The organism is Pseudomonas fulva NBRC 16637 = DSM 17717 (assembly GCF_000730565.1).
GTDB lineage: Bacteria > Pseudomonadota > Gammaproteobacteria > Pseudomonadales > Pseudomonadaceae > Aquipseudomonas > Aquipseudomonas fulva.
Window position 1 is genome coordinate 1 of the sequence record NZ_BBIQ01000028.1, and the last position, 16,447, is coordinate 16,447.

A 16,447-nucleotide genomic window follows, 5' to 3' on the forward strand; every position below is an offset into this window, starting at 1 on the left:
TCTGCGCCGCCTGGGCTACCGCGCGCTTAGAAGCAAAAGCCACAGCCACAGCCACAGCAACAGCAACAGCAACAGCAACAGCAACAGCAGCCGCGACTGCGACTGCGACTGCGGGCGATTTGCCTGGGAAAGACATTGGCATGTCTTTTCGAGACTGCGGCATTGCGCCGCAGGCAGTCAACCCTTGGCAAAACCCTGCAAGCCCGTAGAATCGCGCTTCCTTTTCGCCCGTCGCCTTGAACGGTGGCAACCGGCAACCAAGACCGAGTCCGCGCCTGACCCCATGAACGCTCATGTGAAATAGGCTCAACCCTCCCCGCCCGGCCGTCTTCCTGCATGGCCAAGCGGTTGAGTCTTGCCCAGGTCGCATCCGTGCAGCCTCTACCCTACCCGGGTCGACCAGCGTGAGCGCTCGAAAAGGCCAACCTTCGCCTATCCAACTAGAGGTACCTATGTCTGCGCGTTTGCTGGCCATGGCGCTGGCGCCGCTGCTCGGGCTGTTCATCATTGCCCTGGGCAACGGCTTCATGTCTTCTCTGACCACCCTGCGACTCGGCGAGGCTGGCGAGTCTGCCACCACCATCGGCATCGTCTCGTCCACCTACTTCATCGGTCTGACCCTGGGGGCCATCTTCAATGATCGGCTCATCCTGCGCATCGGCCATATCCGCGCCTACACCAGCTTTGCCTCGCTGATCGGCGTCACCATCCTGCTGCAAGGCCTGTTCTATGACGTGACCTGGTGGTCGGTGCTGCGCCTGATCAATGGCTGGGCGGCCGTGGGGGTGTTCCTGGTCATCGAGAGCTGGTTGTTGCTTGCCGGAGACGCCAAGATCCGCGGTCGCCTGCTGGCCTTGTACATGATCGCCTTCTATGGCGCCGGGGTGCTGGCTCAGGCAGGGCTTGGCGAGATCACCCGCCTGGGCGAGACCGCGCCTTTCATGCTGGCAGGTGTGCTGACCGCCCTGTCGGTGTTGCCGATCGTGATCCTGCCACGGGTTTCGCCACTGCTGGACCAGGTAGAGCCGCTCAAGCCGCGGCAACTGCTGGGCGTGGCACCCTCGGGGCTGGTGGGATGCTTTGGTTCGGGCGTGGCCATTGCCGGGATCTATACGTTGCTGCCGCTGTATCTCCAACGTATCGGGCTGGACGTCGGCGAAGTAGGCAACATGATGGCCTGGGTCATCCTCGGGGCCATGCTGTTGCAATACCCGGTGGGGCGGTGGTCGGACCGCAAGGACCGTCAGGACGTGCTGATTGCCCTGGCGGCAGTGTGCGCTGCGCTGGCATTGGTCACCGTGTTCCTGCCTTCGGATGCATTCCTGCTGCCGGCGATGCTGTTTCTGCTGGGCGGCGGGGTGTTCACCTTGTATCCGGTGGCGGTCAGCCATGCAGCCGACCGTGCCCCATCCGATGCCTTGGTGCCCATGATCCAAGGGCTGCTGCTAATCAACTCGCTGGGCTCGGCGATGGCGCCGATGGCGATATCACCCGTGATGACCGAGTTTGGCGAAGCCGGGCTTTTCTGGGCGTTTGCCGTGGTCAACCTGTTGATGGTGGGCTTTTTCCTGTGGCGGCGCGGCAAGCGCCCGGCCGCGGAACACCCTGCCCCGTTCACGGCCTCCACCACCTTCTCGCCTACTGGCGCCGAACTGCGGGTCACCGAGGACCTGATGCATGCCGCGCAGGAGCATCCTCCGATGGAAACGGCCGAACCCAAGCCTTCGCACCACGGCGAGGCCTGTTGAGGCAAGCGTGCCCTAACCGACCATCCGTCGCCCTCTGGGCACCTCCTGTGCAGGACTATGCCAAAGCAATGACAGAATCCATGCACAGGAGCTTCGCCATGATTCGCATCCGTAGCCTTTCGCTGTCCGTTGCTTTCGCCTTGGCCACCCTGGCCGGTACCAGTCAGGCCGCCACTGACACCACCAACACCGACATGCACCCGAAAACCGACCAGATGGGCGGCAAGACTGCAGGTGAAGGCAGCAGCGTGAATACCCCAGGCAGCAGCCGTGACAATGACAGCAGCAACGCCGGGGCCGCAGGTGCCCATGACGGTGCTGCGGGCGGCTCCAACAGCACCGGCGAAGCCACTGGCTCAGGCGCAGGCGCCACTGGTGGTCAAGCTGAAGATCAAGACAGTCACTAAGACTACGGTCCAGTGACCACCCGGCGTAATCATCCGATCGATTACGCTCATAGCAATTTTCCATTGAATGGCCCGCGCAATGTGCAGTAAGCTCGGGCTCATTCACTGGAGAGCAGCATGCAAGCAACCATCCACACACTCGCTACTACCACTGGCCGCGCCCCGCGCCCGGCAGCGGTCGTGACCGTGTGCGTGAACGCACCTGCCTCCTATTACTTCGGGTATTGGTTTAGCCACTAGGCGCCGATACCCACACGGCGTCCACCTTCGAGGGGCCGCCGAACATGAGAATACTCAAACCCCCGGTCGGCCTCCCGACCGGGGGTTTTGTTTTTTCAGGCCTACACCCAAACGATCCAGAGGACAGATTCATGAAATACGACACCTATTACGTAACCAGCACCTCCACCTGGCGATTTAGCCACGTCCGCTCGGGCCAGCCTGCCGCCTCCGACCGGTTCTGCACAGGTGGCACTGATTCAGCCAATAGCCAAACACCGATCTGTCGAACACCTCGATAGGGCCGACTGCGCAGCCATAGTGCCTGCCGTCCGCCCAAGGAAAACCCTCATGCAAGCCTCCAGCCTCGCCCTGCCCCTGACCCAAGCCCAAGCTGCCAATACCGCTGTCAGCCGCCGCCTTCCCAGCCCGCACCTGCTCAAACAACAGATGCCGTTGTCTGCCTCGCTCGCACACCAAGTCCAGGCGCACCGCCAAGCCATTTGCGACATTCTCGAAGGGCGCGACCCTCGCCTGCTGGTCATCGTAGGGCCATGCTCGCTGCATGATCCGCGCGCGGCGCTGGAATATGCCGATCGCCTGGCCGCGTTGAGCCGACAGGTCGGCGAACGCATGCTGCTGGTGATGCGTGCCTACGTGGAAAAACCGCGCACGACGGTGGGCTGGAAGGGCCTGGCTTACGACCCTCACCTCGATGGCAGCGACGACATGCATGCAGGTCTGGCACTGTCGCGGGGGCTGATGCTGGGCATGATCGAACGGGGCCTGCCGGTTGCGACCGAATTGCTGCAGCCCATGGCCGCTGGCTACTTCGACGATGTACTGGCCTGGGCCGCCATCGGCGCCCGCACCACCGAATCACAGATTCATCGAGAAATGGTTAGCGGGCTGGCGCTGCCGGTAGGCTTCAAGAACGGCACCGATGGCGGCGTTGCCATCGCGACGGACGCCATGCGCAGTGCTGCCCATGCCCACCGGCATTTCGGCATGGATGCACAGGGCTACCCTGCGATCGTCGAAACCCTGGGTAACGCGCATACTCACCTGGTGCTGCGAGGTGGCCATCAAGGTCCGAACTACGACGCCCACAGCCTTGCCCTGGCCCGTCAGGGGCTCGCCAAAGCAGGCCTGCCTGCGCGCATCATGGTCGATTGCAGCCATGCCAACAGTGGCAAGGACCCCGCCCGGCAACCGGCTGTTTTCAACGAGGTGTTGCAACAGCGATTGAGCGGCGACACCTCGATCGTCGGCATGATGATCGAGGGGCACTTGTTCGAGGGTTGTCAGGCCCTGAGCAACGGGGCGCTGAAATACGGCGTGTCCATCACCGATGGCTGCCTTGGCTGGAGCACCACTGAGACCTTGTTGCAGGGTGCGGCACGCCTTTTGGGTGAGCGGCAGGCCGAACCCTGCGAGACACGACCGGTTGAAGTGCGTTAGGCTTTGCCTCTTTACCCTCCCAAGGAGCAGTACCCCATGGCACGTGCAACCGCCCGTCACATCCTGGTCAACAGCGAAGACAAGTGCAACGAACTCAAGGCCCAGATCGAAGCGGGTGCCGACTTCGCTGAAATCGCCAAGGCCAACTCCACCTGCCCGTCCAGCCGTCAGGGTGGTGACCTGGGCTCGTTCGGTCCTGGCCAGATGGTCAAGGAATTCGATACCGTGGTCTTCAGCGCCCCGGTCAACACCGTGCAGGGTCCGGTCAAGACTCAGTTCGGCTACCACCTGCTGGAAGTGACCAGCCGCCAGGACTAAGTCCTGCGAAGCAAGCCCGGTAGGAGGGAGTGGCGCAAAGCCGCTGCTTTGGCCTCACGCGAAGGCCCCTGCGGAACCTTTGATCAGCCGCTCCGCTCCTACGCTCAGCCCATCCCGGGCGATGCCCAACGGCTTTCTTCGTTCCAGTCGGCGCCGGCGCGCTGTTAGGGAGCTTTGCATGACCCTCAAAGGCAAGACAGCAGTGATCACAGGTTCCACCAGCGGCATTGGCCTGGGCATTGCCCATGTGCTGGCGCGAGCGGGGGCCAACATCGTGCTCAACGGTTTTGGTGACCCTTCACCTGCCATCGCCAGCCTTGAGCAATTAGGGGTGCAGGTGCGCCATCACCCCGGTGATCTTGCCGATGCCGCGCAGATCGAGGCCATGCTGGACTTTGCCGAACAGGCATTCGGTGCCGTGGATATCCTGGTCAACAATGCCGGGATCCAGCATGTGGCACCTGTCGAGCACTTCCCGGTGGACAGCTGGGACAAGATCATTGCCTTGAACCTGTCTGCGGTCTTCCACGGCACTCGCCTGGTGCTGCCAGGTATGCGCGCCCGCAACTGGGGCCGCATCATCAACATCGCCTCGGTCCATGGGCTCGTCGGCTCCACCGGCAAGGCCGCATATGTCGCCGCCAAGCATGGGGTGATTGGCCTGACCAAGGTCGTAGGGCTGGAAACCGCCATGAGCGGCGTGACCTGCAATGCCCTGTGCCCAGGCTGGGTGTTGACGCCGCTGGTGCAGCAGCAGATCGACGCACGTGCTGCAACCGGCGTCGATCCGCAGCAGGCAGAACGGGAATTGCTCGCGGAAAAACAGCCTTCACAAGCGTTCGTAGCGCCCGAGCACCTGGGCGAGCTTGTGCTGTTTCTATGCAGCGAGGCTGGCAGCCAGGTGCGCGGTGCGGCCTGGAACATGGACGGTGGATGGCTGGCGCAATAAGCCATGCCGATTCGCGGTGGTAGCGGTGCGTCGGGCATAATGGCTGCTTTCTCTCGCTGCATGCACAGGTAGATCATGAAAGCCCAAGCCCGCCACATCCTGGTCAAGACTGCTGACGAAGCCGAAAAGCTCAAGCAGCGCATCGCCAAGGGTGAGGCGTTCGATGTGCTCGCCAGGAAGTTCTCCCTCTGCCCCTCGGGCAAGCGTGGCGGTGATCTTGGAGAGATCCGCCCTGGGCAGATGGTCGGTGCGATCGACCAGGTCATCTTCAAGAAGCCCCTGCGCGTTGTGCATGGGCCCGTGAAGAGCAAATTCGGCTATCACCTGGTGCAGACGTTCTACCGCGACTGAGTCTCAACACTGCCGTCTAAATACCCAGCAACTAGCAGTTCTGCCAGTTGTCGCTCCCAAGCCTTCCTCTGTAAAAAGTGCCTGACCCCGCGCAATTGACGTTGCGCGCTGGCTTTGAATGGAGGCTTTGCTATGCGTGTACGACTGATTGTGGGCTCACTGAGTTTGCTGGGCGCGGCCCTGCCATCCGCTCAGGCAGCTTGTACATTTTCCCCTGGGGCCGGTAACGACACGTATGTCTGCGACAGCGGGTCAGCGCCTTCGCTGGTGGATACCGAGGGTGACAACCGTCTGGTGTTTCCGGCAGGTGGCACCGGCGCCATCGAGGGCGATGTCACCTTTGGCCCAGGCCGGGACAGTATCGACATGGCCTCCGGCACGATCGCCGGCAACGTCAATCAGGGTGGCGGCATCGATGACTTCGTCATGAGCGGCGGCGTGATCGAGGGTAACGTCAACCAGGGTGACGGGCTGGACACCTTCTACATGTCCGGCGGCTGGATCAAGGGCACCTTCGACAGCGGCGACTACGCCGAAATGGACGGCGGCAGGATCGGAAACGTCAACCTGCGCCTGGACAAGAATACCTTCATCATGCGCGGTGGCAGCGTTGACAGGAATGTCATTGCCGCGTTCGACACCGATTACATCGAGGTCTTCGATGGCACTATTGGCGGCAATATCAGCGTCAGCGGCGGCGACGACAGCGTCCTGATCCATGGCGGCAGCGTCGCAGGGGACGTGCTGCTCAGCACGGGCAACGATCGCTTCGTCTGGGACGGCGGGACGATCGGCGGGAAAGTCGATGCCGGGCCGGGCGACGACACTGCGCTGCTCTCCGGGCTTAATCCGGAAACGCTGATCATCACAATCGATGGCGGCGAAGGCAACGATATCCTCACGTTCGACAATAGCCGCGCGGTGGGCGGTGCTCGCTACCTCAACTGGGAGACGGTGGCGTTGACCAATCTTAGTCAGCTGGCGCTCAACGACACCCTGGTCCTTGGAGACGCCGGCACCGGAACCGGCAGGCTCACCCTCGACAGCAACAGCGTCCTTGCCTCAAGCGAGGGCGTGATCACAGCGTTTGGCCCAGGGCAACGCGCATCGGTGAGTAACGCCGGAACGCTCAACCTTACCGAGGGTGGCGATGCCCTGGGCCGTCTTACCATCCAAGGCGACTATGTCGGCGAAAACGGCCTGTTGCGCGTGAACAGTGTGCTGGCCGGTGACAATGCGCCCTCCGATCGCCTGGTGGTCAGCGCCGGGTCCATAACGGGGACGACCGGCCTGATCGTCAACAATCTGGGGGGAGCCGGCGCGTCGACACCCCAGAACGGCATTCAGGTCGTGGAGGCACGCGACGGTGCCACCAGTACGGCTACCGCCTTCGTGCAAACGCAAACCCTTTCGGCGGGTGCCTACGACTATCGATTGTTCAAAGGTGGTGTTACCGCTGGCAGCGAGAACAACTGGTACCTGCGCTCGACGCTGGTGGCGCCACCTGTGGTGACGCCGCCGGCTGAGCCCGAACCCGAGGTCCCTGCCGAGCCGGCCCCCGAACAGCCGGCGGTTACCCCGCCGGTTGCCGCTCCAGCCCCAGGGCAACTGGACTTGCCCGCCCCGATCGCCGGCAACCAGAGCCTGCCGCTGTATCGTCCCGAGGTCGCGGTCTACGCCGCCGCCCCCAGGGGGGCAGCCATCGTGGTGCGTCAGGGGCTGGGCACCTTCCATCAGCGTCAGGGCGACCAGCAGTTGCTGGAGGGCCAGGGCGCACTGCCCGCTGCCTGGGGTCAGGCCTACGGCGGCGCACTCCGTCAACAGTGGAGTGGTACGGTCAGCCCCAGCCTCGATGGCGACCTGTATGGCTTCAAGGTTGGTCAGGACGTGTATGCTCATGTGAGTGATAGCGGTGCCCGTCAACACGCTGGGGTATACCTCAGCCAGTCTCGCCTGACGGCCGGTGTCAAGGGCTTCGCGTTGGCCCAGGAGAACCGTAGCGTCGGTGACTTGCGCCTGGATGGAAAAAGCGCAGGTGCGTACTGGAGCTGGGTGGGTGCGCAAGGTGGCTATCTGGATGGCGTGTTGCAATACACCCGTTTGGATGGGCGGGCGCGCTCGGACCGAGGCGACAAGTTGGACTTGGACGGGGACGCCTGGGCCGCTTCGCTGGAAGCCGGCGTGCCCGTAACCTTGTCATCGCACTGGGCAATCGAGCCGCAGGCACAGGTCATCGCCCAGAAGACCAAGTTCGATACCGCAAATGATCGCGTCTCGCGTATCGACCATGACGCGCAGGTTGAACTCACTGGCCGCATCGGGCTGCGCCTGGAGGGACGATTCCAGCCCGACGGTGCCCGGCTGCTGCAACCCTACGCGCAAGTGAACCTGTGGCATGGGGACGGCGGCAGGGATGCGCTGGTCTTCGACAAGACGGACAAGGTCAAGACTGATTACCGCTACACCGCCCTGCAAGCCGAAGCAGGCGTTGCAGCGCAACTCAATACTTCGTTGAGCGTGCACGGCGGGATTCAGTACACGACGCATCTGGATAGCCGTGAACAAGAGGCCAGCGGCGTCAACCTGGGCGTACGCTGGCAGTTCTGACAAGTAAGCAGGGCGCGCGACCATCGCGCGCCCTGCCCTTGACTAACGCCGAACGACCAACAGCCCTGCCCCTGCGCTTGCCAGCAGCGCGGCACTGGTGCGATTGAACAACCTACGAGGCCGCGGCCGCGAGAACCATCGCTGCAAATAAGCGCCCACTGCAGCGTAGAGCGCGATGGCTGCCCATTCCAGCAGTAGAAACAAAACCCCTAGTAACAGGAACTGTTGGCCTACCGGCACGGGGCTGGCGACCGATACGAACTGTGGCAGAAAGGCTGTAAATATCAGGATGGCTTTCGGGTTGCCTGCTGCAACCATGAACTCCTGACGCGCCAGGCGCCACCCACTGCGCGCCGAGTACCCAGCATCGACGGCCGCGGCCACTGGCGCACGCCACAGTTGCCACGCCAGATAGAACAGATACACCGCCCCTACCACTTTTATCGCCAGAAACAGGGTTTCGCTGGTATGCAGGACCACGGCCAGGCCCATGGCCGCAAGGCCTATCATGCCGCTGAAAGCAAACAGGCGCCCTACCCCTGCAAGGCAAGCGGCGCGCAACCCATAGCGACTGGCATTGTGCAGCGACAACAGGTTGTTGGGACCTGGAGCCATGTTCAGGGCAAAGCAGGCCGGTATGAAAAGCATCAGACTGGCAAGGTCCATCCCTCTATCCTCTGAATTTAGGGCTGTATCGCAGGTACCAGGCCGCAGCGTCAAGGTACAGTCACGCGCGACAACTGTACGGGCCAGCAGCGTCTGTTTAAGCTGTCAGCCATCACGAGGACCTTCCGATGCCGCGTTCCAATACCCGCCTGTGGCGAGATCCGCGCTTGCCGCAGGTCGAGAGCCGCCGGGCCTGCAACAGCCGGGCCTGCTACAAAGCCCATAGCCATCCGACCTTCTCCATCGGTGCCGTGGACGCGGGTTCCAGCCTGTTCACAGGTGCAGGTTGCGGGACCGAGCGGCTCACCCCCGGTACGCTGGTGGCGGTCCCCGCGCACCGGGTCCATGCCTGCAACCCCGAGGCAGACCAGTCCTGGAGCTACCAGATGCTGCATGTGGATGCGCGCTGGCTGGCTGAGCTGCGCACTGAGTCCGGCCTGCCCTGCGGCGCGCCTGAACAACCGGCGCGTGTCAGCCGGGATGCCGAAGCGTACCACCGATTCTGCCAACTCAACGACGTGCTGTTTTCCGAGGCGGCCCCGATGCAAAAGGAGGCCGAGCTGATCGCTTTTCTGTGCGACATGGATTTCGACACCTTCTCGCCCTTGGCCGCAGCACCCGTCCTTCAAGCCCCAGCGCTGCAGGATTTGCTGACGACCCTGCACGACCAGGATCCGGCTCGCCTGACCGTGAAGTCATTGGCCCGGGAAGCAGGCCTTGGTCGTTATCAACTGATTCGCGCGTTTCGGGCTGCCACAGGCCTGACGCCGCACGCCTACTTGCTCAACGCCAGGATCAACCGGGGCCGTCAACTGCTCCGGCAGGGTCACCGACTGGTTGAGGTCGCCCACGACCTGGGGTTCGCCGATCAAAGCCATTTTCAGCGGGTATTCAAGGCGCATGTCGGGATCACACCGGGGCATTACCTCAAGGCTCAGACTATGAAGTAAGGCTGCGCGGTCACCACCTGCAATATTGTTCAATACGCAGCGTGCCTGCACTCGCACACTCAGGCAACTGACCTCAAGCGCCGAGTCACCTGCGACCATGCAAGCATTTATCCTGATTGCCCTTGCCCACTTCCTGGCGCTGTTGTCGCCCGGGCCGGATTTCTTCCTGATTGCCCGAACCGCAATTGCCAGTGGCTGGCGCGTGGCCAGCGGCGCATGCGTGGGCATTGCCCTGGGCAACGGGGTATTCATCGTGCTGGCCTTCACCGGGGTGTCCATACTGCACGAGGGCAGCGCGCTGTTCGAGCTGTTGCAACTGGCCGGTGCGGTTTACCTGGTCTATCTGGGTATTGCGTTTCTGCGTCATGCCGGCAGTACCAGCGTGTCCCCGACTTCGGCCAGCAGCGCACCCACCTGGTGGCGCAACCTGCAGATGGGCCTGCTGTCCGGCCTGCTCAATCCAAAAAATGGGTTGTTTTACGCAAGCCTGGCCAGCCTGGTAGCGGGCAGCTCTACTATGTGGCTGTTTTCGTACGGCATCTGGATGTTCTGCGCGGTGCTTGCCTGGGACCTGCTGGTCGCTGTCAGCATAGGCCACCCGCGGGTGCTGCGGCGATTCAGCAGTGCCCTGCCCTTACTCGAACGGCTGTCAGGCCTCGTGTTGCTACTGCTCGGCATCGGTTTGCTGATCACGCTGGCCTGGCGTTGACCAGCATCAGTGTACGCAGGTCCATCAGGCTGAAATGCCCACTGGTCCATCCCCCGGTATCCAGGTGCCACACATTGCCCAGCTGCCTGACAGACTGGACAGTGGTATGACCGACCAGCAGGGCGCGCAACCCTTTTACGGGCGTGGTATCGGCCTGCTTCAAACGTCGCCTTGACCACAGGCAGGTTTCAAGCACGTCTGGGTCATCGGCCAGTTCGAGCCAGGTACGCAGGGTGGACCAGTCGTCGAACGGGCTGTCGGCATGCAACAGGCCAATGGGGCCGCTTGCCGACTCGACCTGCAAGGCGATCGGCATCTGTTCGAAACGCTCGACGAAGCGCAGCTGCTCAGCGGCCGTCGAATCGATGAACCACCCACCCCCTGCTGCACGGTACATCGCCAGGTCCAGCCGGCCGCCACGGACCAGGTTGATCGCCAGCGACTCGTGGTTGCCCTGGACCGCATAAAACCATGGCTGCTCCAGCCAATGCAGGGCTGCCCGACTAAAGGGCCCGCGATCGACCAGGTCGCCGACGCTGAATAGCCGATCCTTTTCCTTGTTGAAACCGACGGCGTCCAGGCTTTGCTGCAACCGGTCGAAATGGCCGTGTATGTCTCCAACGGCCAGATCCCGACCTTGAACATTGGCACCGACAAGCTGGAAACGCTGCATGACCTTATTCCTTTGCAAGTAGACAAAGACTTTCTAGGCCTTTGCCTGGGCAGCATGGCACAAGCGGCTGGTCGGGAGTATGCTCGGCGATCACGTGCCAGGGAAGGAAGTGTCATGAATCTGTGCGCTGCACAACTGGGTTCATTCAAGGGCGATGTGGCGGCCAACGTCGGGCGTCATCTGGCCTGCATCGAACAGGCTGCGAGCCTGGGCGCTGCCGTGATCGTCTTTCCCGAGTTGTCGTTGACCGGTTACGAACCCACCATTGCCCGTCAGGCTGCGCTGCCTTTGGGCTCCGCACGCCTGGACCCGCTGCAGGCGGCAAGTGACCGCCTGGGCATCCTCGTTGCGGCGGGATTGCCGTTGCCAACCCCGAACGGCATCCAGATCGGCATGCCGATCTTCACCCCGGGCGCCCCGCGCCAAGCCTATGCAAAACAGCGTCTGCACGAAGATGAACTGCCCTACTTCAACGCAGGGGTGAGCACCTCGCTGATTCAGGCGGCGCATCACCGAATTGCGCCCGCCATCTGCTATGAATCGATGTTCATGGCACATGCTGCATCGGCACGAGAACGAGGGGCAGACATCTATCTGGTGAGTGTGGCCAAGACGGCAAAAGGCGTAAGCGAAGGACACATGCATTATCCGCAGGTGGCGCGCGAACTGGGCCTGACCGTGCTGATGGCCAACTGCGTTGGACCCGCCGGCGAGTTCCTGGCGGCCGGTGGTTCTGCGGCGTGGGACAGTGAGGGTCGCCTGCTGGCTTGCCTGGACTCCCACAGCGAAGGCCTGCTGCTGCTGGACACCGAGGCTGGCACTGCCAGCGTGATGCCGCTGGATGCGCCCGCGTGATTTACCTGGTACTGGCACTGGCGAGCTACGGGCTAAGCTACTACGTGATCGGATTGCTAATCGATGGCCAGGTGGCTGACATTGCCGAGGGCATGCGCCATCGCCGTGATGCGCCTGCCCCAGGTCAATACCTGCGGGCTGTTCAGGCACGATTGCGCCGTGTGCGCTGGGAGTATTCACTCATGGTAGGTACATTTCTGACTGCACTGTCGTGCGTTGGCGCCTACTGGCTGGGCTGAAGCCGCAAGTCCAGTGGCAACGTTTGCCGGCCTTCGAGGGCCAATAGCAGTTGTTTGGCGGCCAGGCCACCGGCAAAGCCGGTGAGCCCACCGCCAGTCCCTATCACACGATGACAGGGCGCAATGATCGAAATCGGATTGCGGCCATTGGCAGCGCCTACCGCCCGCACGGCACTGGGGTTGCCGATCTGCTGGGCGATCTGACCATACGTGCGGGTTTCACCAAAGGGTATGCAGAGCAATGCGTCCCACACTCGACGCTGAAACGCCGTCCCAGAGAATTCCAGGGCCAGATCGAAACACTGACGTGAGCCGGCGAAGTATTCGGTCAGTTGACGTGCGGTTTCGATCAGAACGGGGCAGTGATCGTCACGCTGCAACGGACCAAGACGCACTCTGTTTTCCCGCTCCTGCTCCCACAGCACGGCGATCAGCCTTTGATCCCGAGAGACAAGGGTCAGCGTGCCAACCAGCGATGGCATGAGGGTGTACAGGCTGGGCATACCGCTACTCGGAAATTAAAAGGCAGCTTGCGGGGGGTGCTTATGACAAAGCGACTAACCGTAATGGAACTGAATTACTGCGAATCGGCACCGGTCAACACTTGTGAACGCTGCAAGAAACTGACGAGGTGAATCATGACTATCGAAGCTGAGACGCTCGCACAACTCGCACAAGCCCTGAAGGCACAAGGGGCCAGGTTGATCGCTGACCTGACGTTCATCCGCGCGCCTTACCGGTGTGGCAAGCGCTGGGTATGCAATGTAGTACGCCGCAAAACCGCACGCAAGCCTGCACTGCTTCAATGAACGGCGCGCCGCAACTACCACGCTCTTGAATAGGCGAAGGACCGCCCTTTTTCCTGCGATCACGCCCGCCTGCAAACCCGCCTGACGCACCTGTCACTCAAGGCATTCGCGTGCCGCCACCCTCAGCTTGTCGCCCGACAGAAAGCTGCCTTTATAGAATGTCGCGCGGCTACCCTCCCCCGACTCGATCACCTCCAGCACATCATCGGTCGTCACCGCACTAGGCGCCGTCATGCGTACGCCATGGGGGATGGATTTCTGCGTTGAATTGGGTGCCAAGGCCTGCCATTGCGGCATAACGCAGGCGGCATATTGCTGGGGCGTTTTGGATGTGAGCTTGCTTGCAGTGGGCTTTCCGGGTGAGGCGCAGCCCACGAGTGCTACACACAGCGCCGCCACGACATACAGGAAGTTAGGCATTTCTTTGGCCTCGATCAGTCGCGGGCATTTTAGCAAGTGAAAGGGCCAAGGAGGAATGGACCATCGTCGAATTCCGGAAACATCACGGTTGCCCTTTTTTACCGGCGTGCGGAACGAATGCAGCCTGTCTTGTTTCTGATGAGCAATCATGCACAGCCACACAAATGTGGGCACTGCTTGACTGATTTAATTGGGCGATTCGCTGGAGTCCTACATGGTGTGGTGGCTAGAAGTGCTTGCACAATTTGCAACATCGACCGGTCTGGCCGTGGTGTGCATCCTGGTGTTCTGGACCTACGGGCTGGCGTTCGGCAGGTTGTACATGAAGCTGCTCGCTTGCCTGCTGGCCAGCGTGCTGCTGATGGTCGCAGCATTCCCGCATGGGGTGAATTTTGCTACAGGCCTGGGCGCAACAGTAGGCAACAGTCACTCATTGTCGTTGTTCCTGGCTGACGCCAGCGGGGTTATCGCCGCAGTTCTGATCGCCTCTTTTTTCTTCAACCCGGAACGCTTGATAGAGTAGGCGGCGCTGTGCAGGTTGTCGCCTGACAGTTCTGCCAGTAGCAAGGGCAGGTATAGGGTGGCAATGTCATCAGGCCAATCCCGGCACGCGAACCCTTCAGCCAAGGATGCCGAGCCCATGAACGAGTCGTCTAAACAAACGCGGTTGTTTTACCAGAACGGTAAGCTGATAACCCTCGTGAGCCCCGAGCAGCGTCAGCAGATCTTTCGCTCCCCTGATACAGCGCTTGCCGAAACGCGTGTTGATAGTGGCCCGGCCTTGCTGGGTACTGACGCTCAGGGATCGGTTCTAATGGTGCAATCCGAAGATCAAGCACCCTCCTGATTGGGGTCGTGGGCAGGTGGAGAAAGAGCGTGGGCACAGGCGTTCCCTTCCGTTGCTGGAAGCCGGGCCAAGCGCAGCGGCTGACAAACATGCTAACGTTGAACGCATCGCCCATCGAGTCAACATGTTCATGGAATCACTTGACTGCATCAAATCGGACTTGGTCAAAACCGCAGATCATCTAGAAGAACTTGGCAAAGCCATGAACGGCCATGCGCGCTTCATGCAGGCGCGGGGTGCTCATCCGGATCAGATCGACGTGAACGCACACATTGAAGCCCTTGCACAGGTAACCGAAGCCCTGCGGGAGGTGGCAACCAAGATGCAGAGCTCACTTAGCCCTGCCGTGCGTAACAAGTGACGCATTGAGTACAATCCCATCCCCCGAAGATCGTCTCAATGAAACCTGAGCTTGACCACCTTGCTCAGCGCCCAGCCGCCGAATACGTAGAACAGGTCCAGGTAGAAGCGGCCGGCATAGTTGGGCATAGGGTGGTTGTCGATGAGCTGCTCAGGACCGGGGGCAGGCGGCATGAGCGCGTAAAGTGCGTTCGGGATCAAGGCCAGGGCGATCAGCAGCAAGTAGGCTGCCCCTTTGATCCAGTGCGCGCGTGGTGTAGGCCTGGCTGACCATTTGACGCCGTAATACGCGATCAGGCCTGCCACGGGCAATACCCAGAAATGTGTTGGGATGCCAATGAACATTTCAGCTACAGCACTTCTTGTTTCCACGCACTTTCCTCCGATTGAATACGCGAAGTATTGCGGTTGAGTGCGTCAAAAGCAAAGTGCTCATGACGCCTCTACGCGCTTGGCTGCTACTACAGTATTCAGTTAGCTGTCGTGGGGAAAAGCATCGGGCACTCCCAGTGCCGCGGTCATGTCGCTGGGTTTGCATCCAGCGTGGATGCAAACCCAGTACACGTCTCGTACCAAGCGTAGTAGCGTTCGCCTTTCGACGAACTGCCAAGGTCCGTTGCTTATGTCCATGGACCGCGCCACTCACGAACTGGGAAGTCAAATGGAACACGTTCATTCCGTCAGCCAAGACGTCATCGATTCAGCACTCATTGCGTTTTCACGTTTCAAGATTGGTGAGATCAAGGTTTACGATCTGGAAAATGCAATGAGTTATGAAGCCGGACAAGCGCTTGCCCGCAGCGGGCTGGTGCGGTTCTCGATTCACAAGCTGCCATCGGGACGGTACCGCATCAGTGACGAGGGCGAGAACGCGATTACCGAAGCAGGCCGCGAACGGCTGGAGATGATCAGGGGTTGAGCGGGTAGTTGGCTGAAATAAATCCCCAGAGATGCAGCTGCATACGGCACAGGATTGACCCGTGCCGTCTCGCACCCTCAAGTACCCTGACTCCAATGAGCAGCGAGCGCCAGCACGACGAAAGCCACCACCGCCTCCACAACAAGGTAGATACCGTAGAAGTCCTCTGAAAACATACGCAACTTTCCGCTTGAATAACGACTGACCTGAGCCGAATGACCCGGCGCCTGAATCAGATAAGCGGTGGCATTCAGAAGTTCATGCCCGGTAAAAACTGTCAGGCGACTCCAGGCGGAATGCCATCCTTGTTCTTGTCCTTGAGTCGCGCTTTTTCCTCCTCGGTGGCGTGAGCCGGTACCTGATCTTTTTTGGGTTCAGGTTGCTGTTCAGTCATGTTCAAACTCCTCAACGTGTGAAACGTTGGGCATTTGTTGCGCTCAGCAGTTCAGACGTATCGGCAGCCATCATGTTCCATGACCGCTCTTGGGGATGCTCTGGGAATTGAAAGAAGCCACTTCGCGGGCCCTCATGACGCCCCAGGCCAATGCCCGGGACATGGACTCCTTTGGGCGGTCGTCGAACGCCTCCTCATAGACAGGCACGCCGCCAGGAGCATAGACACCTATGAACAGCTGAACGAGGCCTTTTCGGGACAGACGAACCTGTACATTAATCGACGTCTTGTCGCTTAATGTCTCTTCGTGCGCGCGATGGTGCAACGTAGGGTCAGCCCAGGACCAGAACACACTGCCGCGTATCCGCATCGCGCCTCCTAATACTTTAGTCTAATAGCCGCTAAGAGGGACATTAGCCGCCTGCCGCTTGGGCTACTAGCGAAATATGGCATCGAACCTCATCGATCAGACGAGCGGGAACGTCGGTGCCATAATGCTGGGCTGTCGCGATAGAGCGCCATTAGCGATGCCTGGACGCACTGCAC

The 16,447-nt window shown here is 61.0% G+C and carries 22 protein-coding genes; 16 read left to right on the top strand and 6 right to left on the bottom strand.

Features of this window, described 5'->3' with window-relative positions; translation table 11 throughout:
* Window positions 1-452: 452 nt before the first annotated feature.
* The 7 genes from PFU01S_RS20460 (at window position 453) to PFU01S_RS20490 (ending at window position 8,060) form a co-directional block, all read left to right on the top strand.
* Window positions 453-1,748, top strand: a complete 1,296-nt coding sequence (locus PFU01S_RS20460) for an MFS transporter (protein WP_028687876.1) — start codon at window positions 453-455, stop codon at window positions 1,746-1,748.
* Window positions 1,749-1,846: 98 nt separating this feature from the next.
* Window positions 1,847-2,155, top strand: a complete 309-nt coding sequence (locus tag PFU01S_RS20465) for a hypothetical protein (RefSeq protein ID WP_027916365.1) — start codon at window positions 1,847-1,849, stop codon at window positions 2,153-2,155.
* A 570-nt stretch (window positions 2,156-2,725) separates the two neighbouring features.
* Window positions 2,726-3,835: a 3-deoxy-7-phosphoheptulonate synthase gene (locus PFU01S_RS20470; protein ID WP_042139876.1), complete on the top strand. Its 1,110-nt coding sequence runs from the start codon at window positions 2,726-2,728 to the stop codon at window positions 3,833-3,835.
* Window positions 3,836-3,871: 36 nt separating this feature from the next.
* Window positions 3,872-4,153, top strand: a complete 282-nt coding sequence (locus PFU01S_RS20475; protein ID WP_027916366.1) for a peptidylprolyl isomerase — start codon at window positions 3,872-3,874, stop codon at window positions 4,151-4,153.
* Between the two features lie 178 nt (window positions 4,154-4,331).
* Window positions 4,332-5,102, top strand: coding sequence for a 3-hydroxybutyrate dehydrogenase (gene hbdH / locus PFU01S_RS20480; protein WP_028687875.1), 771 nt, complete (start codon window positions 4,332-4,334; stop codon window positions 5,100-5,102).
* Between the two features lie 75 nt (window positions 5,103-5,177).
* Complete coding sequence (locus tag PFU01S_RS20485) at window positions 5,178-5,453, top strand: peptidylprolyl isomerase (RefSeq protein WP_027916368.1); 276 nt, start codon at window positions 5,178-5,180, stop codon at window positions 5,451-5,453.
* A 132-nt stretch (window positions 5,454-5,585) separates the two neighbouring features.
* Complete coding sequence (locus tag PFU01S_RS20490; RefSeq protein WP_033737116.1) at window positions 5,586-8,060, top strand: autotransporter family protein; 2,475 nt, start codon at window positions 5,586-5,588, stop codon at window positions 8,058-8,060.
* A gap of 42 nt (window positions 8,061-8,102) precedes the next feature.
* Here the strand turns inward: PFU01S_RS20490 and PFU01S_RS20495 are convergent, their stop codons facing one another.
* Window positions 8,103-8,726, bottom strand: a complete 624-nt coding sequence (locus PFU01S_RS20495; RefSeq protein WP_027916370.1) for a LysE family translocator — start codon at window positions 8,724-8,726, stop codon at window positions 8,103-8,105.
* A gap of 128 nt (window positions 8,727-8,854) precedes the next feature.
* Here PFU01S_RS20495 and PFU01S_RS20500 point away from each other — a divergent pair, with 128 nt between their 5' ends.
* Window positions 8,855-9,676 (top strand): AraC family transcriptional regulator, encoded by an 822-nt coding sequence (locus PFU01S_RS20500; RefSeq protein ID WP_027916371.1) that lies wholly within the window; start codon window positions 8,855-8,857, stop codon window positions 9,674-9,676.
* 97 nt (window positions 9,677-9,773) lie between these two features.
* Window positions 9,774-10,385, top strand: a complete 612-nt coding sequence (locus tag PFU01S_RS20505) for a LysE family translocator (RefSeq protein WP_028687873.1) — start codon at window positions 9,774-9,776, stop codon at window positions 10,383-10,385.
* On the opposite strand, the gene PFU01S_RS20510 is transcribed toward PFU01S_RS20505, so the two are convergent.
* Window positions 10,366-11,058 (bottom strand): metallophosphoesterase, encoded by a 693-nt coding sequence (locus PFU01S_RS20510; protein ID WP_028687872.1) that lies wholly within the window; start codon window positions 11,056-11,058, stop codon window positions 10,366-10,368. The genes PFU01S_RS20505 and PFU01S_RS20510 overlap by 20 nt on opposite strands.
* Before the next feature lie 114 nt (window positions 11,059-11,172).
* On the opposite strand from PFU01S_RS20510, the gene PFU01S_RS20515 reads away from it, so the two are divergent.
* Window positions 11,173-11,913: a carbon-nitrogen hydrolase family protein gene (locus PFU01S_RS20515; RefSeq protein ID WP_028687871.1), complete on the top strand. Its 741-nt coding sequence runs from the start codon at window positions 11,173-11,175 to the stop codon at window positions 11,911-11,913.
* Window positions 11,910-12,152 (top strand): hypothetical protein, encoded by a 243-nt coding sequence (locus PFU01S_RS20520; RefSeq protein WP_027916375.1) that lies wholly within the window; start codon window positions 11,910-11,912, stop codon window positions 12,150-12,152. Before PFU01S_RS20515 ends, PFU01S_RS20520 begins: the two co-directional genes overlap by 4 nt.
* Here the strand turns inward: PFU01S_RS20520 and PFU01S_RS20525 are convergent.
* The gene (locus PFU01S_RS20525; protein ID WP_027916376.1) at window positions 12,137-12,655 is read right to left on the bottom strand and encodes a methylated-DNA--[protein]-cysteine S-methyltransferase; all 519 of its coding nucleotides are present in this window, start codon (window positions 12,653-12,655) and stop codon (window positions 12,137-12,139) included. The genes PFU01S_RS20520 and PFU01S_RS20525 overlap by 16 nt on opposite strands.
* 135 nt (window positions 12,656-12,790) lie before the next feature.
* Here PFU01S_RS20525 and PFU01S_RS22420 point away from each other — a divergent pair, with 135 nt between their 5' ends.
* Window positions 12,791-12,961 carry a hypothetical protein gene (locus tag PFU01S_RS22420; RefSeq protein WP_023533860.1) on the top strand — a complete coding sequence of 57 codons (171 nt, stop codon included), beginning with the start codon at window positions 12,791-12,793 and terminating at the stop codon, window positions 12,959-12,961.
* 93 nt (window positions 12,962-13,054) lie between these two features.
* On the opposite strand, the gene PFU01S_RS20530 is transcribed toward PFU01S_RS22420, so the two are convergent.
* The gene (locus tag PFU01S_RS20530; protein WP_027916377.1) at window positions 13,055-13,381 is read right to left on the bottom strand and encodes a hypothetical protein; all 327 of its coding nucleotides are present in this window, start codon (window positions 13,379-13,381) and stop codon (window positions 13,055-13,057) included.
* A gap of 214 nt (window positions 13,382-13,595) precedes the next feature.
* Here PFU01S_RS20530 and PFU01S_RS20535 point away from each other — a divergent pair, with 214 nt between their 5' ends.
* From PFU01S_RS20535 to PFU01S_RS20545, 3 genes are all read left to right on the top strand, one after another.
* Window positions 13,596-13,904, top strand: coding sequence for a hypothetical protein (locus tag PFU01S_RS20535; protein WP_023533881.1), 309 nt, complete (start codon window positions 13,596-13,598; stop codon window positions 13,902-13,904).
* 117 nt (window positions 13,905-14,021) lie between these two features.
* Window positions 14,022-14,228, top strand: coding sequence for a hypothetical protein (locus PFU01S_RS20540; protein WP_028687870.1), 207 nt, complete (start codon window positions 14,022-14,024; stop codon window positions 14,226-14,228).
* Window positions 14,229-14,352: 124 nt separating this feature from the next.
* Entirely contained in the window at window positions 14,353-14,589 is a 237-nt protein-coding gene (locus tag PFU01S_RS20545; protein ID WP_305955242.1) for a hypothetical protein, read from the top strand.
* Between the two features lie 35 nt (window positions 14,590-14,624).
* Here PFU01S_RS20545 and PFU01S_RS20550 read toward each other — a convergent pair whose 3' ends face one another.
* Entirely contained in the window at window positions 14,625-14,933 is a 309-nt protein-coding gene (locus PFU01S_RS20550) for a hypothetical protein (protein ID WP_027916379.1), read from the bottom strand.
* Between the two features lie 277 nt (window positions 14,934-15,210).
* Here PFU01S_RS20550 and PFU01S_RS20555 point away from each other — a divergent pair, with 277 nt between their 5' ends.
* Window positions 15,211-15,507: a hypothetical protein gene (locus PFU01S_RS20555; RefSeq protein WP_241773127.1), complete on the top strand. Its 297-nt coding sequence runs from the start codon at window positions 15,211-15,213 to the stop codon at window positions 15,505-15,507.
* 464 nt (window positions 15,508-15,971) lie between these two features.
* Here PFU01S_RS20555 and PFU01S_RS22755 read toward each other — a convergent pair whose 3' ends face one another.
* Window positions 15,972-16,271: a hypothetical protein gene (locus PFU01S_RS22755; protein WP_027916381.1), complete on the bottom strand. Its 300-nt coding sequence runs from the start codon at window positions 16,269-16,271 to the stop codon at window positions 15,972-15,974.
* Window positions 16,272-16,447 lie beyond the last annotated feature (176 nt).

Bases quoted from the DNA above. Each gene is read 5' to 3' on its own strand.
- PFU01S_RS20460 (WP_028687876.1), top strand. From the start codon at position 453: ATGTCTGCGCGTTTGCTGGCCATGGCGCTGGCGCCGCTGCTCGGGCTG.
- PFU01S_RS20465 (WP_027916365.1), top strand. From the start codon at position 1,847: ATGATTCGCATCCGTAGCCTTTCGCTGTCCGTTGCTTTCGCCTTGGCC.
- PFU01S_RS20470 (WP_042139876.1), top strand. From the start codon at position 2,726: ATGCAAGCCTCCAGCCTCGCCCTGCCCCTGACCCAAGCCCAAGCTGCC.
- PFU01S_RS20475 (WP_027916366.1), top strand. From the start codon at position 3,872: ATGGCACGTGCAACCGCCCGTCACATCCTGGTCAACAGCGAAGACAAG.
- hbdH (WP_028687875.1), top strand. From the start codon at position 4,332: ATGACCCTCAAAGGCAAGACAGCAGTGATCACAGGTTCCACCAGCGGC.
- PFU01S_RS20485 (WP_027916368.1), top strand. From the start codon at position 5,178: ATGAAAGCCCAAGCCCGCCACATCCTGGTCAAGACTGCTGACGAAGCC.
- PFU01S_RS20490 (WP_033737116.1), top strand. From the start codon at position 5,586: ATGCGTGTACGACTGATTGTGGGCTCACTGAGTTTGCTGGGCGCGGCC.
- PFU01S_RS20495 (WP_027916370.1), bottom strand. From the start codon at position 8,726: ATGGACCTTGCCAGTCTGATGCTTTTCATACCGGCCTGCTTTGCCCTG.
- PFU01S_RS20500 (WP_027916371.1), top strand. From the start codon at position 8,855: ATGCCGCGTTCCAATACCCGCCTGTGGCGAGATCCGCGCTTGCCGCAG.
- PFU01S_RS20505 (WP_028687873.1), top strand. From the start codon at position 9,774: ATGCAAGCATTTATCCTGATTGCCCTTGCCCACTTCCTGGCGCTGTTG.
- PFU01S_RS20510 (WP_028687872.1), bottom strand. From the start codon at position 11,058: ATGCAGCGTTTCCAGCTTGTCGGTGCCAATGTTCAAGGTCGGGATCTG.
- PFU01S_RS20515 (WP_028687871.1), top strand. From the start codon at position 11,173: ATGAATCTGTGCGCTGCACAACTGGGTTCATTCAAGGGCGATGTGGCG.
- PFU01S_RS20525 (WP_027916376.1), bottom strand. From the start codon at position 12,655: ATGCCCAGCCTGTACACCCTCATGCCATCGCTGGTTGGCACGCTGACC.
- PFU01S_RS22420 (WP_023533860.1), top strand. From the start codon at position 12,791: ATGACTATCGAAGCTGAGACGCTCGCACAACTCGCACAAGCCCTGAAG.
- PFU01S_RS20530 (WP_027916377.1), bottom strand. From the start codon at position 13,381: ATGCCTAACTTCCTGTATGTCGTGGCGGCGCTGTGTGTAGCACTCGTG.
- PFU01S_RS20535 (WP_023533881.1), top strand. From the start codon at position 13,596: ATGGTGTGGTGGCTAGAAGTGCTTGCACAATTTGCAACATCGACCGGT.
- PFU01S_RS20540 (WP_028687870.1), top strand. From the start codon at position 14,022: ATGAACGAGTCGTCTAAACAAACGCGGTTGTTTTACCAGAACGGTAAG.
- PFU01S_RS20545 (WP_305955242.1), top strand. From the start codon at position 14,353: ATGTTCATGGAATCACTTGACTGCATCAAATCGGACTTGGTCAAAACC.
- PFU01S_RS20550 (WP_027916379.1), bottom strand. From the start codon at position 14,933: ATGTTCATTGGCATCCCAACACATTTCTGGGTATTGCCCGTGGCAGGC.
- PFU01S_RS20555 (WP_241773127.1), top strand. From the start codon at position 15,211: ATGTCCATGGACCGCGCCACTCACGAACTGGGAAGTCAAATGGAACAC.
- PFU01S_RS22755 (WP_027916381.1), bottom strand. From the start codon at position 16,271: ATGCGGATACGCGGCAGTGTGTTCTGGTCCTGGGCTGACCCTACGTTG.